Origin of the sequence: Streptomyces changchenzhani, assembly GCF_039766235.1 — a bacterium.
Taxonomy (GTDB): domain Bacteria; phylum Actinomycetota; class Actinomycetes; order Streptomycetales; family Streptomycetaceae; genus Streptomyces.
Genome location: NZ_JBDHNH010000004.1, coordinates 500799 through 520577, shown reverse-complemented (window position 1 = coordinate 520577; position 19779 = coordinate 500799). Strand labels below are relative to the sequence as shown.

Here is a 19779-nt window from a genome sequence, read left to right as displayed (position 1 = left end):
GATGGTCACCGCTGCCCGTCCCGCTGGAGCAGCGGACGCAGCAGGGCACTCAAAGGGGAGGCGGGGATGTCGTCGTGGTCGGGAGTGGGCGGACGGTGGGGGGCCGGCGCCTCGTGGGCGGCGAGTCCGGCCGCGATGTCGTCGGCTGTGCGGGCCCGCATCAGCAGCGACGGATCGACGGTCAGGCCAGTGCGCTGTTCGAGTGCCGTGGTCAGCTCGGCAATCACCAGGGAGTCCAGCCCCAGCCCCGGCAGCAGGCGCTCTCCGGGGTCCTCCCCCAGCACCTGGACGAAGGCGTCCCGGACCCGGGCGCGCATCCCCGCGCCGTCGTGCCCGGCGCGCACCGGTGCGGGAACGACGGGGGCCTCGGCCCGCGCCTCCACCGGCGCGGCCCCGACGGCCCCGACGGCCCCGACGGCTCCGACGGACTCGACGGGCTCCGCGGCCTCCGCGGCCTCCGCCGGGTTGGCGGGAGTGCTTCCCGGGAAGATCACGGCGCCGCCCGACCGCAGGTGGTCGAAGAAGGCGTCCAGCGCCTGCTCGGCGCCGATCGAGTGGGCGGCGGAGAAGGACGCGTCCGCCTTCATCCCGATGCCCGTCCAGTTGGGCCACGCGTGCGCCGTGACCGTGGTGACGGCGTCGTTCTCCCGCTCGGCGAGCGCCAACTGGTAGGCGTTGGCGAGGCTGTAGTCGACCAGCCCCCGGCCGGCCAGGGCCTGCGTACCCGCGATCGAGGACACCAGGACCGCGAAGTCGGCGCCCTCCTCCTTGGCCAGCCGTACGACGTTCAGCGAGCCGGGGACCTTGGGGGCGAGCACCTTCTCGGCGTCGCTCCACGGCCGGCGGTGCATCGCCCCGAACGGGTTGACCCCGCCGGAGGAGTGCACGACGCCGACCAGCCTTCCCCAACGCCGGCCCAGCTGCCCGGCGACCGCGGCGAGCGCCGCGGGGTCGGACACGTCGCAGGGCACGTACTCGACCTCGGCCCGCGCCGCCAGCTCCCGCAGAGGGGCGGAGTGCGCGGGGTCGACGACCGACCGGCCGATGATGCCGATGCGCTTGGCTCCCCGGTCGATCAGCCGCTCGGTCAGGCGCAGTCCTACGGCGCCCAGTCCGCCGGTGACCAGGCAGTACCCGTCGATGGGCAGGGCGTACGGCGCGCCGGGCGGCGCGGGCACGTAGTGCGGCGTGTACCGGACGCCCCGCCGGTAGGCGACGACGACCGTGCCGCCGTCGGCCTCGGCGGCCGCGCCGGCCCCCGGGGCGGCGTACTCGGCGGCGAGGTGGTCGGCCAGTACCTCGGCCGGGTCGGCCGGGTCCAGGTGAACGATCGCGGTGGGCTTGCGGCCCTCGGCCCCGGCGGCCCGTACGGCCATTGCCATGGCGGCCCGTTCGGGGCGCAGGCTGCCGCGCTCGTCGGGGTGGACGGACGCGTCGTGGAAACCGGCCCAGAGCAGCGTCCCGTGCACGGGCAGCGTCGTCATCAGGCCGCTCAACTCGGCCCAGAAGCCGCTCAGGTCGAGGGGGCGGCTGCTGCGGCTGCCCGGGGCGTCGATCACGATGGCCGCGTCCGCCTGCCGACCGGGCTCGACGACGGTCACGCCCCGGTCCCGGAGGGTCTTCGTCAGCGCGTGCCCGATCTCGGGGTCGGCGGTGACCACGCGTACCGCGGCCGGTCCTGTGGCCGGCACGGGCGCCGGTTCCCGGACGCGCCACTCGACGCGTACCGCCTTGGCACCGGCCGGTAACGGGCCGGGCACGGCGACCTCACGGTCGGCGGTGTGCCAGTACGACCCCCGCGCGAACGGATAGGTGGAGAGGTCCGTGACGCGGGCACCCGTGGCGGAGAGCGCCGGCCAGTCGATGTGCGCGTAGCCGGCCCCGGCCAGTTCGGCGGCGCCGGCGGGTCGGTGCGGCGCCGCGGCCGACCCGGTGCGTATCGCCGCCGCTTCGGCGGTCAGGTCGATGTCGACGCGGGCGGGCGGAATGCTGCCGGCGGCGACGGAGCGCAGCGCGGTGGCGAGTTCGGCGGCCGTCCGTCCGTGGACGGCGGTCTGGAACTCCAGCGGGGAGCGGCCGGTGTTGGCGGTGTGGCAGAGGTCGGCGGTCTCCCAGTCGTCGCGTGCCGCGTCGAACCGGTCGGCGTACGCGCCGGCCAGGGACCGCAGCGCCGCCTCGTCGGCCGCACTCACCCGCACCACATGCGAATCCTGAACCGGCACACCACGCGCCGCCAGGACCGGGGGTTCCTCGACAATGACATGGGCATTCACCCCACCCATACCAAACGCACTCACCGCAGCCCGCCGCGGCCCACCACCCCGCGGCCACACCACCGCACGATCCGCCAAATAGAACGGCGTCTCCTCAAACCGAATATGATCATTCGGCCGCACCACATGCAACGACGGCGGAACCACCCCATGCTCCATCGCCAACAACACCTTCACCAACCCCGCCAAACCCGCAGCCGGCTCCAGATGACCCACATTCCCCTTCAACGAACCCACCGCACAAAACTGCGACCGCCCCGTCACCCCACGCCACGCACGCGACAAACCCTCAATCTCAATCGGATCACCCAACCCCGTCCCCGTCCCATGAGCCTCCACCAAACCAATCGACTCCACAGACACCCCCGCATCCCCCAACGCCGCAGAGATCACCTCCTGCTGCGCCGCACTGCTCGGAACCGTCAACCCACTCGTACGACCACCGTGATTGACCGCACTCCCCTTGATCACACCCCGAATCCGGTCACCGTCACGCAACGCAGCCCGCAACGGCTTCACCACCACCGTCACCACCCCCTCCCCCGGAACAAAACCATCCGCACCCGCATCAAACGGCCGAGAGGCACCCGAAGGTGACAGGGCGCGCAGGTTTCGCATCGCCACGTAGTGCAGCGGGGACATGGCGACCCGGACGCCGGCGACGATCGCCTGCTCGCACTCGCCGTTCCGGATGCTGCGCACCGCCGTGTGCAGGGCGACCAGCGACGACGAGCACAACGTGTCGATCGTCATGCTCGGCCCGTGCAGATCCATGAAATAGCTCACCCGGTTGGCCAGGAACGCGTTGTGGTTGCCCAAGCCGCTGGGGGCGTCCAGTTCCGGCGCGATGTTGTAGTCCTTGTAGTGCTGGTAACTGGCGCCCACGAACACGCCGGTGGAGGAGGACAACTGTTTCGGCGGCAGGCCGGCCGACTCCAGTGCCTCCCAGGTCGTGCGGAGCAACCAACGAGCCTGCGGATCGAGGACCTCCGCCTGCTTGGGGAAGAAGTCGAAGAACCGGGCGTCGAACTCCTCCACGTTGTCGAGGAATCCGCCCACGTCGGGCTCGTGACCGCCCGCGTACCGGCCCCAGCGGTGGGCCGGAGCCGGGCGGATCTCCTCGCCCGAGCCGACGAGCAGCGACCACAGCCGTTCCGGGTCCGGGGCGCCGGGGAGCGCCAGGGCCAGGCCGATGACGGCCATGTCCTCGGCGGCCGCGGTGTCCTCGGGCGCCGCGGTGTCCTCGGGGGCTGCAACGGCGTCGCAGGCCTTGGTCGGGGCGAACACGCCGTCGGCCGCCAGTTCGGCGACGTGCGCGGCGAGGGTGCGGCAGTCCGCGGCGTCCAGGACGTCCGTCGGGCTCAGCTGCACCCCGTACTCCGCCTCGACGTCGGCCGCGATGGCCGTCGCCAGCATGGAGTCGAGACCCGCGGCGGACAGTGAGGTGGTCGCGGTGACACCCGGGTCGTGGAGGATGTTCCGCACCACCGCGACGATCGCCGCCTCCGACGCCGCGGCCTGCGGCGTACGGCGGGCGGGAGCGGACGGGGAGCCCTCGTTCCCGGTCACCGTCCGGTACTCGACCTCGTCGAGCCGGACCAGCACCCGGCCATCGGCGGCGAACAGGATCGCGTCGCCGCGCCGCGTGCCGTCGCTGCCGGGCTCGGCACCTTCGAGCAGCACCCACGCCGTCCGTGCCGGATCCGCCCAACGGGTCACCCGGCCGATGGAGACCGGCAGGTACGTGGCCGACGGGGCTGCGGGATCCGCCAGCGTGAGGACGGCCATGACCTGGAGCGCGGCGTCGATCGCCACCACCTCGGCCTCCAGCGGGCTGCCGGCCGGGACGTCGATCCGCGCGAGCACCCGGCCGGGCCCGTAGTGCACCTCGGCGATGGACCGCAGCGGGGCAGTGAGCTCCATGCCCTTCGCTGCGAACCACGCGTAGAGGCCCTCCGGTTGCAGGGTCCGGCCGAGGCCGGCCCGCAGGGCGTCCAGGTCCGCGGCGACGGGCGCCGGGCCCGCCGGGGTGTCGGCGGTGGTGAGCCGGGCGATGACCCGGTCGGCATGCCGGAAGGCAGCCGGCCCGGTGCGGGTGGGGTCGTCAAGGTCGCTGGTGAGGGAATGGGTTCCGGTCCCCCGGCCGGTGAAGACGATCCGGCGCAGGACACCGCTCGACCGCAGGCCGAGGGCCACGGGCAGCGCCCCGGGCACGGTGTCCTCGCCCAGCACCCGGTGGGCACGCGCGAGCCGCCGTACGGCCGCGGCCACATCCTCGGCGACCGGCACGGACGGTGGGGCGGCCTCGGACGGTGGGATCGGCACGGACTGTGGGGCCGACACGGACGGTGGGGCGGCCTCGAGTCTCGCCCCGAAGGGGTAGGGCGGCAGGATACGGTGACGCGCCGGCGGGCCCGGGTACACCGTGGCCCAGTCGACGGTGCCGCCGCCGACGTAGCGGAAGGCCGGGCCGCTGAGGCCGGTCGATGCCCTCTCCAGCACCGATCCGCCACGGACGACGGTGCCGGGTGCCCGGTCCGCCAGGTCCAGCGCCCGGGCCAGTCCAGAGCTGAGCTCGTCGGTCGTGGTTCCCAGGACCGCGACCCGGTAGGCCCGGTGGTCGCGTCCGACGGCACTGGAGCGGCACAGTGCGCTCAGGCTGTCCGCGGTCCCCTGCAGCAGCGGGCGGACGTCCGCCATGCGCCGGAGCAGGGCGTCCGGAGTGTGTGCGGACAGGACCAGCAGGTGCTCGCCCGATACGGCGGCGGCCTTACGCGCGTCCTCGCCGGACTCCCCGTACGGGGGTTCCCCGACGTACTCCTCCACGACGATGTGCGCGTTGGTGCCGCCCATGCCGAAGGAGCTGACACCCGCCCGGCGCGGCCCGTCCGAGGGCCACGGCTGAGGCTCGACCGGGATCACGAACGGCCCGGCGGACAGGTCCAGGTGGCTGCTGGCGGTCTCGAAGCCGGCGACGGGCGGGATCTCCCGGTGCCGCAGGCACAGCAGGACCTTGAGCAGGCCGGCAAGTCCGGCCGCGGGCTCCAGGTGTCCGATGTTGCCCTTCACGGTCCCGATGTGGCACAGCTCGGTGCGGTCCGGGTCGCCGCCGAACACCTCGGTCAGCGCGGCGATCTCGATCGGGTCGCCGAGTCGCGTCGCGGTGCCGTGCGTCTCGATCAGGGAGATGTCCGCCGGGGCCAGTCCGGCGTCGTCCAGAGCCGCCCGGACGACCGCGGCCTGGGCTTCGCTGCGGGGCACCGGCAAGGCGCTGCCGCGGCCCCCGTGGTTGACGGCCGTACCGCGGATGACGCCCCAGATCGGGTCGCCGTCCCGCTCCGCGTCCGCCAGCGGCTTCAGCATCACGGCCAGCGCGCCCTCGCCGGGGAGGAAGCCGTCCGCCCGCTCGTCGAAGGGCCGCGGCCGGGTCTCGGACAGCGCGCCGAGCTGGCTCAGGCTGCGGTAGTACCACGGAGTCAGGCCGACCTGGCAGGCCGCCACGATGGCGGCGGCGCAGTGGCCCGAGCGCAGCGCGGCGACCGCCTGCTGGATGGCGACGAGGGACGACGAGCACAGAGTGTCGACGGTCTGCGACGGGCCGGTCAGGTCCAGCGCGTACGAGATCCGGTTGGCCAGTACCGCGTTCATGGAGCCGAGCGCGGTGTGCGGCCCGACGGTCTCCAGCCCCTGCGCGTCGCGGTGGTGGGTGTAGGTGGCACCGACGAAGACGCCGATGTCGTGGCGGTCGGCGAGACCGCTGTCGTCCCGCACCGCCCAGGCGTGCTCCAGCAGCAGCTTCTGCTGTACGTCCATCTCCTCGGCCTCGCGTACCGAGATGCCGAAGAAGGCCGGGTCGAAGCGGTCGATGTCGGAGACGAAGGCACCGCTGCGACAGTAGGTGCCCGTCATACGGGGGCCGCGCGGCTCGAAGTGGGCGTCGATGTCCCAGCGTTCGGCCGGGACCTCGGTGAACGCGTGACCGCCGGAGCGGAGCAGGGTCCACAGCTCCGCCGCACCGCCGGCCGCGCCCGGCAGATCACCGGAGACGGCAACGATCGCGACGTCCGCGTCACGGCCGGCTGCTGCCGTCTGCCGCGGAATCGGACGCGGGCGGTCCGGGGATGCGGCCGGGAGCGGGTCGGAAGACCGACCGGGCTCGGAAGACTGGCCGGGCTCGGAAGACTGGCCGGGCTCGATGGGCTCGGCGGTCTCCGGCGCCGCGACCGCGACGGCCACGCCGTAACGGTCGGTCAGGGCCTGGACCAGCTCGGCGAACTCCCCGTACTCCAGGAAGAGCGTCGCCGGGAGGTGGATGCCCCACCTGCGGGACAGTTCCTCCGACAGCTCGACACTCATGATCGAGCTCATGCCGTAGTCGGACAGCGAGGTGTTGCGGTCGAAGGAGGCGACGCCCAGCCGCTCGGCGAGGAACCGCTCCAGTGCGTCCGCGACGCGTTCCCCGGCGCCCGCGCCGGTCTCCCCGGTCTCACCGGCCGCGTCCCGTACGCCGTCACGAGCCTCGGCCCGTACGGCGGAAGGCTCTCCGGTCTCCGCGCCCTCGTCCTCGAGCGCGATGACCACGTCGCCGGCGTCCGGGTGGGCGACGACCACCTGGCGGGGGTCCTCCTCCGACCCCAGTACCGCGATCAGGGCGTCCAGGCCCTCCGCGGTGCCGAGCGGCCGGACACCGCGCCTCCGCAGCTGCTCCGCGACGGCCGTACCCATGCCCACCTCGCCCCACAGGCCCCAGCCGATGCTCAGCCACGGCGAGCCGTACGCGTGCGCGAAGGCGTCGAGGTAGGCGTTGGCCGCGGCGTACCCGCCCTGCCCGAGGTTGCCGAACGTGCCGGAGACCGACGCGAACAGCACGGCGAAGTCCAGGACCTGACCGGCCACCGCGGCCGCCAGCTCGCGGACCCCGTCGACCTTGGGCCGCATCACCGCGGCGATGTCCTCGGCGGTGGCGCTGCGGATCAGCCCGTCCTTGAGCGTGCCGGCCGCGTGGACCACGCCGTGCAGCTCGCCGAACTCCGCACGGGCGCGTTCCACCACGGCCGCCAGGGCGCCGGGGGTGGTGACGTCCGCGCTGTAGGAGACGACCTCGCATCCGTGTGCGCGGATCGCGGCCGTCCGGTCCTGGTCTGCGGCTGCCGCTCCGGAGCGGCTGACCAGCGCAACGACGCCGGCGCCCTCCCGTGCGAACCGGTCGGCGACCTCCAGGCCCAGACCGCCGTGCCCGCCGAGGATGAGGTAGCGGCCGCCCTGCCTGACGGGCCCCGGCCCGGGGCGGGGCGCGGCGTGTGCCGACCGGTCGCGGACCCGGACGGGTACCTGACGGACACCCTGCCGGTAGCCGGCCTCGGTCGGGCCGTCGCTGTCGCCGAGCTCCGCCAGGAGTGAGCGGAGCCCGTCGTCGGAGGACCGGTCGATGTCGACGAGGCGCGGGCGCAGGCCCGGGTACTCGATGGCGGCGGTGCGGAGGAAGCCCCACAGGGCGGCGCGCGCGGGCGCCGGCCGGTCTCCGTCCGCGACCGGCTGCCCGTCCCGGGTCACCACGAAGAAGCGGGACTTGCGCTGCCGCTCGCCGAGGGTCCGCAGGGCGGCCAGGCAGCCGTAGAGGCCGAGGCGGAGCTCCGTCTCCTCCCCCTGGGCGCCGTCGGCCGCGTCGCCGGCATTCCACAGGTGCACCACACCCGCGACCGGGTCCCCGACCTCCTCCCAGAGCCGCCGGAACGCCTCCTCGTCCGGCTGCGCCAGCATCCGCTGGTCGCGGTCGTGCGCCTGCGGCCCGGACGGGCCGATGCCGACCTCCACCACGCGGGCGCCCTCGGACCGCAGTTGCCCGGCGGCGCGCGCGCCAAGGCCACCCGTGCCGCCGTCGTGCAGCACCACCCAGGTGCCGGTCACCGGCTCGGGCCGGGCGGCATCCGCCGGCGCGGGACGCCAGACGATCCGGCTGATGGGCAGCGCGGCCGGTCGCGCCGGAGCCGCGGCGGCGGCCGGTCGCGAGACGGCGGCCGGTCGCCGCATGCGGAGCCCCTCGAACTCCGCGGCGATCTCGTTCGAGGGCCCCAGCAGAGCCGCGTCGGCGGTGGCGTACGCGCCGTCGACGCCAGTGCGGCGTACCAGGACGGTCGCACCGGCCGACAGCGCCGAGAGGTCGGCGAGGACCCGGAACCGGGCGACGCCGATCGGCAGCATGGGGTAGGGGCCGTCCGATCCCGTGAGGTCCTGGAGCGCGCAGCTGACGACCTGGAACACCCCGTCCACCAGGAGTGGATGGGCGTACCAGGGCATGGGCTCGGCGTCGGACCGCAGCGTTGCCCTGGCCACGCCGTCGTCTCCGACCGAGAGGTCCCGGACGGTGCGGAAGTCGGGCCCGTACTGGAGGCCCTCGCGTGCCCAGCTGTCGTACAGCCGCTCCGAGCTGATGGCCCGTGCGCCGGTGATCTGCCGACCGGTATCGGTGTCGGCGGTGCGGGCCGGGGCGTCGCCCGGGAGCAGCAGCCGGCCGGTACCGGTGGACAGCGGCTTGCGGTCGCCGGCCACGACAGTGCTCAGCTCGAAGCGGGTCCGCGGCCCGAAGGACACGTCGAGCCGGACGGTAGCCGCCGCGTCGTCGCTGATGGTGAGGGGTCGCAGGAACGTTACGTCGGTGAGCTCCAGCGGAGCGAACGGCCTGCGTCGGGCGACCCCCACCATCGCCATTTCCAGCTGCACCGCGGCGGGCAGGAGCCCGGTACCGGCGGAGCGGTGCTGGGCGATGAAGGGCTCCTGGCCCGTGAACGTCTTCTCGTAGGTCTCGGGCGGGTGCGTCACTGTCCCTCGCTCTGGTGATCGTAGTGACGGTCGAACAGCGGATGGCTGACGGCGCTCGTCGTGGTGCTGCTGCGGCGTGCAGCGGGCACGACCAGCTCCTGTCGGTTGAAGGGGTAGGTGGGGATGGTGATCGTCCGCTGCCCCTTGCCCTGATGCAGACCCGACCAGTCCAGATCGGCCGACGTCCCGTTCACAAACGCAGCCACCGCCGCATGCACCTCAACCTGATCCACACCATCCCGCCGCAGAGTGCTCAACCACACCGGCTGCGACTCACCCCACGAAGCCCGCGCCAACGACGTCAACTGCGGATGAGAACCGATCTCCCACACCGCCCCCGCACCCAACCCACCCAACGCCGCAACCGCCTCACCGAACCGCACCGGCTCACGAATCGCCCGACCCCAATACCCCGGATCCACCACCGACTCAGCCGAATGCCACCCACCCAACACCGACGACACAAACGCCACCACCGGAGCCGAAAGCACCACCCCCGCCACCGCCTCCGCGAACGGCACAACCGCACCCTCCATCAGAACCGAATGAAACGCATGACTCACCACCAACGGCGCAGTCCGCAACCCCGAACCCCCACAGAACCCCGCCACCGCCTCCACCGGCCCCGAAACCGTCACCACCCGCGGCGCATTGAACGCCGCAACCTCCACACCCGCAAACCCCGGCAAAACCGCCAGCACACTCCCCGCATCCGCATACACCACAGCCATAGCCCCCCGACCCGGCTGCGACTCCATCAACCCCCCACGCAACACCGCCAAACGCAACAGATCCGCCAGCCCCAGCACACCCGACGCCCACGCAGCCGTCAGCTCACCCAGACTGTGACCCACCACCACATCCGCACACACCCCCACCGACTCCAACCAGCGCACCAACCCCACCTGCACCGACACAATCCCCACCTGCGCATACCGCGTCCGGTCCAACCGCCCCCGCACATCACCGAACAACACATCCAGCAACGGCACATCAAGATGCGGCACCAACAACTCGGCACACTCATCCAACGCAGCCCGGAACACCGGCTCCGTCACATACAAACCACGACCCATACCCGCATACTGCGAACCCTGACCCGAAAACATGAACACATTCGGAGCCGAAACACCCCCCCTACGAGAAACCACACCCCCACCCGCCGCAACACCCCTCAAACCAGCAGCCAACTCCCCCCCATCAACACCCCGCACCACCGCACGGAAACGATGCCCAGCACGCCCCACATTCGCCGTGAAAGCAAAATCCCCCACCACCTCCCCGGACGCACCGACCAACTCATCCGCATACCCCCCGGCCAAAGACCGCAACGCCCCCTCATCAGCCGCACTCACCCGCACCACATACGAATCCTGAACCGGCACACCACGCGCCGCCACAACAGGAGGCTCCTCGACAATCACATGAGCATTCACCCCACCCATACCAAACGCACTCACCGCAGCCCGCCGCGGCCCACCACCCCGCGGCCACACCACCGCACGATCCGCCAGATAAAACGGCGTCTCCTCAAACCGAATATGATCATTCGGCCGCACCACATGCAACGACGGCGGAACCACCCCATGCTCCATCGCCAACAACACCTTCACCAACCCCGCCAAACCCGCAGCCGGCTCCAGATGACCCACATTCCCCTTCAACGAACCCACCGCACAAAACTGCGACCGCCCCGTCACCCCACGCCACGCACGCGACAAACCCTCAATCTCAATCGGATCACCCAACCCCGTCCCCGTCCCATGAGCCTCCACCAAACCAATCGACTCCACAGACACCCCCGCATCCCCCAACGCCGCAGAGATCACCTCCTGCTGCGCCGCACTGCTCGGAACCGTCAACCCACTCGTACGACCACCGTGATTGACCGCACTCCCCTTGATCACACCCCGAATCCGGTCACCGTCACGCAACGCAGCCCGCAACGGCTTCACCACCACCGTCACCACCCCCTCCCCCGGAACAAAACCATCCGCGCCCGCATCAAACGGCCGAGAGGCGTTGGACGGGGAGAACGAGCGGAGGCGCGAGCCCAGTTGGAAGTACTGTGGCGACAGGGCCAGGTGCACGCCGGCGACGATCGCCTGCTCGCACTCGCCGTTCCGGATGCTGCGCACCGCCGTGTGCAGGGCGACCAGCGACGACGAGCACAACGTGTCGATCGTCATGCTCGGCCCGTGCAGATCCATGAAATAGCTCACCCGGTTGGCCAGGATCGCGTTGTGGTTGCCCAGGCCGGCCGCCGTCTGTACGACGTCCCCGACAACCGTGTCGCGGTAGTGCTGGTAGCTGGCGCCCACGAACACGCCGGTCGAGCGCTGGGGCTTCCCCGCCAAGCCGGCGTCCTCCAGGGCCCGCCAGGCGGACTGGATGAGATGGCGCTGCTGGGGGTCGATCCACTCCGCCTCTGCGGGTGACAGCCGGAAGAACCCGGCGTCGAATTCGGTCAGTCCTTGGACGAAGCCGGCGCGCCTGAGGTAGACGGTGCCGGGCTTGCCGTCCGTCCCGTAGTACGAGTCGATGTCCCAGCGGGATGCCGGCACCTCGGTCAGGCAGTCCTCGCCATCCACCAGGACCCGCCACAACTCCTCGGGGCTCACGGCGTTCGGGAACACCCCGTCGAAACCGATGACGGCGATGTCGTGCAGATCCACGTCACCGGGTACCGGGGCGCCGGGCTGCTCGACCGTCGGCACCAGGGCCTGGATCGGCTCCGGAACCGGGGCAGGAACCGGAACCGGCTCCGCGCGCTCCTCGGGCACGGTCGTCTGCGGAACACCGTCCGCGACCGGAAGGCCCGCGTCGGCGGGTACCGCGGTGACTCCGTACTCGTCCCTCAACTCGGCGGCCAGCCGGTCGACCGTGCCGACCTCCAGGACCAGCGTCACGGGGACGTCCACGTCCAGCTTGGCCCGGATGTCCTGGGCCAGCGAGACCGCGAGCATCGAGTCGAGCCCCTGCTCCTGCAGCGGACGGTCCGTTTCCAGTTCGTCGATGTCCAGTTCCAGGGCGTCCGCCACCCACCGGGCCAGCGTCGCGTCGAGACCGCCGGCCACCGGGCGGCCGGGGGCTGGCGCGGGACGGTAGCCGTGGGAGACCGGACCCGGGGCCGGGACCTGGGCCGGGACCGGGACCGGCGCGGGACGGTGGCCGTTGCGCGCGTCGCCTCCCGCCCCTCCCGGCGACGGTGCCGGGGAGAGCCGCTTCCAGGTGATCCCGCGGGCCTCCAGTACGGGTTCGTCGCCGTCGAGGACCACCAGGCTCGCGGTCAGCAGACCGGAGTCCGGCCCGCTGTCCCGGTCGCGCCGGGCGTACACCTTGGCGGTGTCGGGAAGCGGGCCGAGGACGGTGAGCCGCTCGACGGTGAACGGAACGTAGAGTCCCTGTGCACCGCACGCGGCGAGCGCGATCTGGAAGGCGCCGTCCAGGAGCCGGGCGTCCACCGCGCCGGCGGTCCGCCCGGCGCCGCGCAGCACACCGGTAGCCTGCCCGGGCGCCACGGAGAGCGCGGTCACGGTCCGAAAGCCTGCGCCGTAGCTGAGCCCGGCGCGCTCGAAGGCGTCGTACATCGCGTCGAGTGCCACGGCGGTGAAGCCGTCGGCGGTGGCCGGAGCAGTGAGCGACGGCTGCTCGGGCGCGGTCACCTCGGTGTTGGCGACCAGGGCTCCGGTGCCGTCGCGGAAGGCGACCGTGTCGTTGTCACGCTCGGCCGTGAGGGTCGCGGGGGTCTCGACGGCCGCCCGGAAGGTGAGGTCCCGCAGGCCGAACCGGCTGCGGCCGAGGAGTTCGGCGACCTTACCGGGGTACCCGGCGCCAGGCAGCGTCGGCTTGCCGAGGACCAGGTGCTCGGCGGCCTCCGGGTGCTCCGTCCACGTTTTCCCCGTACGACCGGGCACGGCCTCCTGCACGGCGGCGTCCCGCTGCTCGGCGGGCTCCAGCCACAGGTACTTCTCGGCGTGCGGCCTGGTCGGGAAGCGCACGCCCGACCGGCGTCGCTGCCCGGCGGGCAGGTCGGCGCCGACGACGAACGCGCGGGCCGCCGCGTCGAGCGTCTCGCGGCTCGCTCCGGCACCGATGGGCTCGTCATGGGTACGCGCCGCCCGGGACGCCACCCCCACATGGAGGGAGCGGGTGTCCCCGACCCCGGCCAGGAACAGCTGCAGCTTGTCCTCCAGCTGCTCCACACTGTCCGCCACGCACGCCAGCCGGTGTGCCCCGGCCGGGCGCTGCCGGCTCGCCTCGCTCAGCGCGTCCAGGGACGGGCAGTAGGAGGAGCGCAGCATCAGCACGAGCCGGTGGGCCAGCGTGCGCAGCGCGTCGTCCGATCCCGCGGAGAGGATCAGCAGCCGCGGGCCGGGCTCATTGCCGTCCGGTGTCGTGGCGGGGCCGGCCTCGACCACCGCGTGGGCGTTCGTGCCGCCGAAGCCGAAGCTGCTGATTCCCGCGACGCGCGGGCCGCTGCCCCACGGCTGCAGCCGGTCGGCCACGAACAGGGGCGAGCCGTCGAAGTCGAAGGACTTGTTCGGGGTGCTGAAGTTCAACGACGGCGGGATGTGCCCCGCTTGGAGCGACAGGATCGTCTTGATCAGTCCGGCGATGCCCGCGGCGGGTTCCAGATGGCCGATGTTGGTCTTCACCGAGCCCAGCGCGACCGGCTGCCGGCCGGCCGGCTCGCCCAGGACCGCGTGCAGGGCTTCGAGTTCGATGAGGTCGCCGAGCTGGGTGCCGGTGCCGTGCGCCTCGATGTAACCGATGTCGGCCGCGGTACGCCCGGACCCGGCCAGTGCCCTGCGCAGCACGGCTTCCTGAGCCGGCCTGCTGGGTGCCGTGAGGAAGCCGGCGCTGCCCCCGGTGTGGTTGACGGCGGTGCCGCGGATCACGGCGAGGACGGGATCGCCGTCGCGTTCGGCGTCGGCGAGCCGCTTGAGGATGACGGCGCCTGCGCCCTCTCCTCGTACGTAGCCGTCGGCCCCGTCGTCGAAGGCGCGGCACGTCCCCTGCGGTGACAGCATCCCGTTGCGGACGAAGGAGCGCGTCTTGGCCGGGGTGAGGACCAGATTCGCGGCCCCGACCACGGCGGCGTCCACCTCGCCCGCCCGCAGGTGCATGGCCGCCTGGTGCAGGGCGACGAGGGAGGAGGAGCAGGCCGTGTCGACGGCGAAGCTCGGACCCGACCAGTCGAAGACGTGCGACAGCCGGTTGGCGACCATGGCGGGGGCGGTGCCCGTCGCCACGTGCGGGTCGCCGTACCCGATGCTCCGCGCCACGATCTCCGGGAAGTCACTCGCGATGGCGCCGACGAAGACGCCGGTGGCGGCACCGAGGGAGGTGTGGTCGTGGCCGCAACTCTCCAGGGCCTCCGCCGTCACGCTGAGCAGGATCCGCTGCAGGGGGTCCATGCGGCGGGCCTCGCGGTCGGTGAGTCCGAAGCGGGCGGCGTCGAAGTACTCGACACCGTCCACCCAGCCCATCCGTATGTCGTCGGCATCGGGCTCGGACCACAGGTGGGCCCAGCCGCGCTTGCCGTCCGGGGCGTGCCCGACGCTGGACACCCCATCGACGAGGTTCTGCCAGAACTCGTCCGGTGTGGCGGCTCCGGGGAACCGGCACGCCATGCCGATGACGGCCAGGGCGCCGTCGTCGGCGACCGGCCGGGCGGGCTCCGCGGGCGCCGGTACCGCCGGGGCGGACGCCACCTGCGCGGTCACGACGGGCTCGGTCACGGGCGCGGTCACCACCGGTGCGGTCGCGACGAGCTCGGTCACGGGCGCGGTCACGACGGGCGCGGGCTCCGTCGACTCCCGCACGGTCACGGCGGCGCCCTCGGTCTCCGGGCCAGCGAGCAGCCGTACCACGCCCTCCGCGCCCAGCAGCCGGGCCAGCTTGAGCGGGGTACCGGAGGCGAAGACCGAAGGGGCGGTGATGTCGGCGCCCAGCTCACGACTGAGCCGGACAGCGGCGTATACGACGTTGACCGAGTCGCCGCCCAGGTCGAAGAAGTTGGCGTGCACGTCGAAGGCGGGGTGGTCCAGCGTGGCCGCGAACACCCCGGCGATCGACTCCGCGAGCGCTTCCGCCGTCACACCGGTCGCCGCCGGTTGTGCGGTCTCCACGGACTCCGCCGGTGTCTCGGCGGACCCGTCGGCGGCGCGGATGATGGTGTCGCGCGTCGGCAGCGGCAGCCGGGCGCGCGCCACCTTGCCGTTGTCGGTCAGTGGCATGGCGTCGAGGTTGACGTAGGCGTCGGGCACCATGTAGCCGGGCAGGCAGCTGCCGACGAACGCGTCGAGCCGGGACTTGGTCGGCGTACCGTCGCCCACCAGGTAGGCAGTCAGCCTCGGTTCGCCGCGTCCCTCGAACCGCGCCGCGACGACCACGGCGGCGGTGATCCCGTCGGACTTCTCCAGCACCCGCTCGATCTCCGCGGGCTCGATGCGGTGGCCGCGCACCTTCACCTGGGCATCGGTGCGGCCGAGCCACTCGATCGCACCGTCCGCGTGCAGATGTACCTCGTCGCCGGTCCGGTAGAGCCGCACACCGGTCACGGGGTGGACGGTGAAGACGTCGTTCGTCAGGTCCGGCCGGCCGGTGTAGCCGCGGGCGAGTCCGGTGCCGGAGAGGTACAGCTCACCGGTCGCTCCGGCCGCACACGGCTGCAACTCCCCGTTCAGGACGTGGAGTTCCATGTTCGGCAGGGGTTCGCCCAGCGGCAGGAAGGAGCCCACCGAGGTGACCCGGTGGCACGAGGTCCAGATGGTCGCCTCGGTCGGGCCGTACAGGTTCCACAGGGCACGGGCCGGCGCGTGCAGGCGCTCGGCGGTGGCCGGCGGCAGGGCCTCGCCGCCGGAGAGGACGGTGAGTTCCGCGTTCGGAGTCCAACCGGTGCCCAGCAGCAGGCGCCACATGCTCGGCGTCGCCTGAGCCATGGTCACATCGTTGGTGAGTTCGGCCAGGCGGTACGGGTCTCCTGCGGTCTCCCGGGAGGCCAGGACCACGGTCGCGCCGGTCGTGAGCGGGAGGAAGAGCTCCAGCAGGGAGATGTCGAAGGCCACGGTGGTGTGCGCGAGCACGGTGTCGTCGGGCGACACTCCCAGACGTTCGCCGATGCCGGTGAGGAAGTTGGCCAGCGCCCCGTGCTCGACCTCCACGCCCTTCGGGTTGCCGGTCGAGCCGCTGGTGAAGAGGAGGTAGGCCAGGTCGGGGGCGGTGACCTGCGGCGGCACGGCCTGTGCCGAGCCGTCCGCCTCGGGCACGCGCCGCGCGGGGCCCAGGGACGCACCCAGGGCGTGGGTGCGGTCGTCGGTGACGATGAGGTCGCACTGCGAGACCTCCACGTACCGCTGGAGCCGCTCCACGGGATATCCGGGGTCCAGGGGCAGGAAGGCCGCACCGGCGCGCAGGATTCCGAGCATGGCCGGGAGCAGCGCGATGTCCCGCTCCATGAGGACGCCGACCACCGAGCCGGACTCGATGCCCTCGTCGTGCAGGCGGGCGGCGACGGCGTCGGCCCAGGCGTCCAGGCCGGCGTAGTCCAGCGTGCGGGCGCCGCTGCGGACAGCGGTGGCTCCCGGCCGGTCGGCCGCCGTGGCCGCGAACAGTTCCAGTACCGTTCCGGCCTCCGACGGGGCGGTGGAACCGTCCGGCTGTGCCGCAAGCGGCTCGGCGGGCTGTGCCTCGGGCCGTGCTCCGGGGTCGGGCTCCTCGCCGTGGAGCAGGGCGGTCAGGACCAGGTCCTCGACCTGCTCGGTGAAGTCCAGCGCCTCGTCCTCGCCCATCGCGGTCTCGCGGACGAAGATCGTGGGCGGGCCGTCCTGCAGGCACAGCAGCGCGATCTCGGTGTGCGGTTCGGCGGACGCCTCTTCGCCCGCGCTGCGGTCCAGCACCATGACGCGGGTGAAGCTCGGCTCGTCGGAGCCGAGCGGCCGCCCGGCCAGGCCGAGCCGGAGTTCGAGGTCGCCGGCGTAGCCCTGGTGGGCCGCCGCCTCGTCCAGCTTGTCCTGCAGGGACCGGGTGGTGTCGCTGTCGAACCGTATGGGGAAGCGTGCGGCGGCGATGCCGTGGGTCCGCTCCGCGAGGACCCGCGCGGCCGAGGGCGACCAGGCGAAGTCGAAGACGTACTCGCCGGTGCGCTCGGCGACGACGGTGAGGAAGGCGCGGACGACCGCGACCGCCTCCTCCCGCGAGGCGGGGGTGAAGGCCAGCTCGTGGCGGCCGTAGTGGGCCGCGGCGGCGGAGAAGTCGTCGGCGGGCAGCGGGGCGGGGCGCAGCTGCTCCAGCCGTGCGCGCCACCACGGTTCGTGGGGCCGCAGCGCCTTCTGTGCGGCGGCGATGTCCGCCAGCCGCTCCGCCGAGGCCGCCGGCAGCGGCGCCCCCGGGGCGATGCCGAGCCGCTGCGCGGCCGCCTGGCCGCTCAGGGCGCTCCCGTCGACGGCGGTGCAGTCGCTCAGCACGAGGTCGGCGTCCGGGGCGGCCAGGGTGATGGCGGACGTGGTCACCGACAGCACGGTGGTCTGGCTACGGGTGTCGTCGCGCGGGATCAGCCTGACCTGCCGGGTGAAGACCGCGCCCTGTTCGGTGACGAGGATCGGTACGCCGAGCGGGTTCGGGAAGGAGCCGTAGTCCAGGGCCTTGGCGAGCCTTGCTGCCTCGGAGGCGGGCGTGCCGGCGTGGATGATGCCACCGGACGCCATGCGGTCGGACCGCCGGTAGAACCGCCGCTCGCGGTCGCCCGTGTCGAGCGGCTTCGGCAGGGTGCGCGCCACCACGTGCGGAACGAGATCGGCGAAGAGCTCTATGCCCACCTCAGCCGTCTCGTACGTCAGCGACAGGGCGGTGGAGTGTTCGCGGACCGGGAACCAGCGCTCCAGCAGCACGCCGCCGGCGTCCACGGCCTCCGTCATCCGGTGCCAGGTGGCCGCGTGCCGGGACGCGCCCTCGTACAGGGCCCAGGCGGGGACGTGGCTGCCTGAGTAGCGGGGCAGCGGCCCGTCGTGGAAGTTGATCGCGGCGATCTTCGGGAGGTCGAGGACCGGGGCGGTCAGGATCCGGAAGTTGACCATGCTGAACAGGTAGTCGAACGGCTGTGCCGAGAGGGTCTCCGCCAGGTCGCCGTGCGGGTCGAGCACCGGGATCGCGTGCGCGCCGGCCCATGCGGATACGGCGGGGTCGTCGCTGAGGACTCCCTCGATCCGCACGCCCGCGTCGAGGAGCTGGGCGGCGCACTGGGTGAGGACCCGGGTGCCGCCGATGATGTAGCAGTTGGCTGTCGCGTTCACTCTGCGGCCTTCCCGGGCTCGGCGGCGTCCTCGCCGTGCACGGCGGTGTCCGGAGCTTCGGCGCACTCGCGGGCGACCCAGGAGTCGATCTGGGAGACGACCTCCTCGTCGAGCGAGAGCTGCCCGGGCGTCCACAGCGGGTTCGACAGGCCGCGGTGTGTCCGCTCGCACATCCCCCAGTCCTCGTAGTTCGCCTTGTCCCACAGCGCGAACACGGCCTCGTGGGAGAAGTCGCTCTTGGCGGTCTCGGAGGGGTGGAAGAGCCAGAAGTGCCGGACGAAGCAGGTGCCGGGGCTCTCGGGCCAGACCCACTGCATCATCACGTAGTCGGCCGTGAACCCGAACAGGAGGTTGGGCAGGATGGTGATCCAGTTGATCTTCTGGCGGTCCCCTTCGGGAACCAGCTCCATGGGCGTCCGGCCGCTGCGTCCGGTCATGGAAACGGAGTTGTAGCCGCTGCGGATCGACTGCCACGCCCCGACGATGTCGCCCTTGAGGTCGTAAGTGCCCGCGTCGTCGAAGTCGGTGATGCGGTGCAGGTCCTTGTGGGCTGTCGGGAAGTGCAGGCTCTCGTTGACGTTGTGCGCGACGAGCTTCCAGTTCGAGGCGACCGGGTAGTCCTTCGCCTCGACGCACTCCAGGTCGGCAAGCTCGTAGACCTTCGCGAACTCGCCGAACTCGCCGAGCGAGGCGTCGAGGTCGGGAGCGTCGTCGGAGAGGGCGATGAACACGACCCCGAAGCGCACCTCGGTCCGCACCGGCAGCAGACCGTTCTTCTCCTTCTCGAAGAAGTGGTCCAGGTAGGTGCCGTTGAGGCTCTTGAGCTTGCCGTTGCGGTCGTACACCCAGCAGTGGTAGAGGCAGACCAGGCTCTGCCGCTTGCCGGTGGCCTCCTCCACGAGCTTGTAGCCGCGGTGCCGACAGTAGTTGTGGTACGCCTGGATCCCGTCGTCCCCGTGGATGATGAGGACGGAGCCGGTGCCGATGTTCAGGGTGCTGTAGGCGCCCTTCTCCTTCAACCGGGAGACGTGGTCCACCGGGAGCCAGCGCCGGCCGTAGATGCGGGACATCTCCTGCCGGTACTGCTCCTCGCCGGTGTAGAACTCGTGCGACCTGCCGATGCCGCCTGTTTCGAAGTAGGGTCTTTCCTCGTCCTGGTCACTGATGAGATCGAACATGCTGGACGCACGCGTCATCTGCTGGCTCCCTCAGAGGGTAAAGCGCACGGAATGCAGTGCCGGAATGCCATGGGACCGGGGCCTGCGAGAGGGCCGCACCGGGCCCCGCGAATGGTGGGACGGCATGGTGGCTGAACGGTGATGGGTGAGAAGTGGTGCCGGGCCGGCCGGGTAGGGCGCAGCGGGCGCGGCAGGCGGGCACACACAGAGAGC

General features: G+C 72.2%; 3 protein-coding genes. All 3 read right to left on the bottom strand.

The annotated features are described in order from the left end of the window. Window positions 1–5: 5 nt before the first annotated feature. The 3 genes from ABCR94_RS16610 to ABCR94_RS16600 are packed head-to-tail and all read right to left on the bottom strand — an operon-like array spanning window position 6 to window position 19584. Window positions 6–9092, bottom strand: a complete 9087-nt coding sequence (locus tag ABCR94_RS16610; protein ID WP_347120060.1) for an SDR family NAD(P)-dependent oxidoreductase — start codon at window positions 9090–9092, stop codon at window positions 6–8. Continuing rightward, a complete protein-coding gene (locus ABCR94_RS16605) occupies window positions 9089–18388 on the bottom strand; it encodes an amino acid adenylation domain-containing protein (RefSeq protein WP_347120059.1) in 9300 nt (3099 codons plus the stop codon). The genes ABCR94_RS16610 and ABCR94_RS16605 overlap by 4 nt, the downstream gene beginning before the upstream one ends. After that, window positions 18385–19584, bottom strand: a complete 1200-nt coding sequence (locus ABCR94_RS16600) for an aromatic ring-hydroxylating oxygenase subunit alpha (RefSeq protein WP_347120058.1) — start codon at window positions 19582–19584, stop codon at window positions 18385–18387. The genes ABCR94_RS16605 and ABCR94_RS16600 overlap by 4 nt, the downstream gene beginning before the upstream one ends. Window positions 19585–19779: the final 195 nt, after the last annotated feature.

Coding starts and splice junctions, on each gene's coding strand:
- ABCR94_RS16600 (WP_347120058.1), bottom strand. CDS start 19,584: ATGACGCGTGCGTCCAGCATGTTCGATCTCATCAGTGACCAGGACGAG.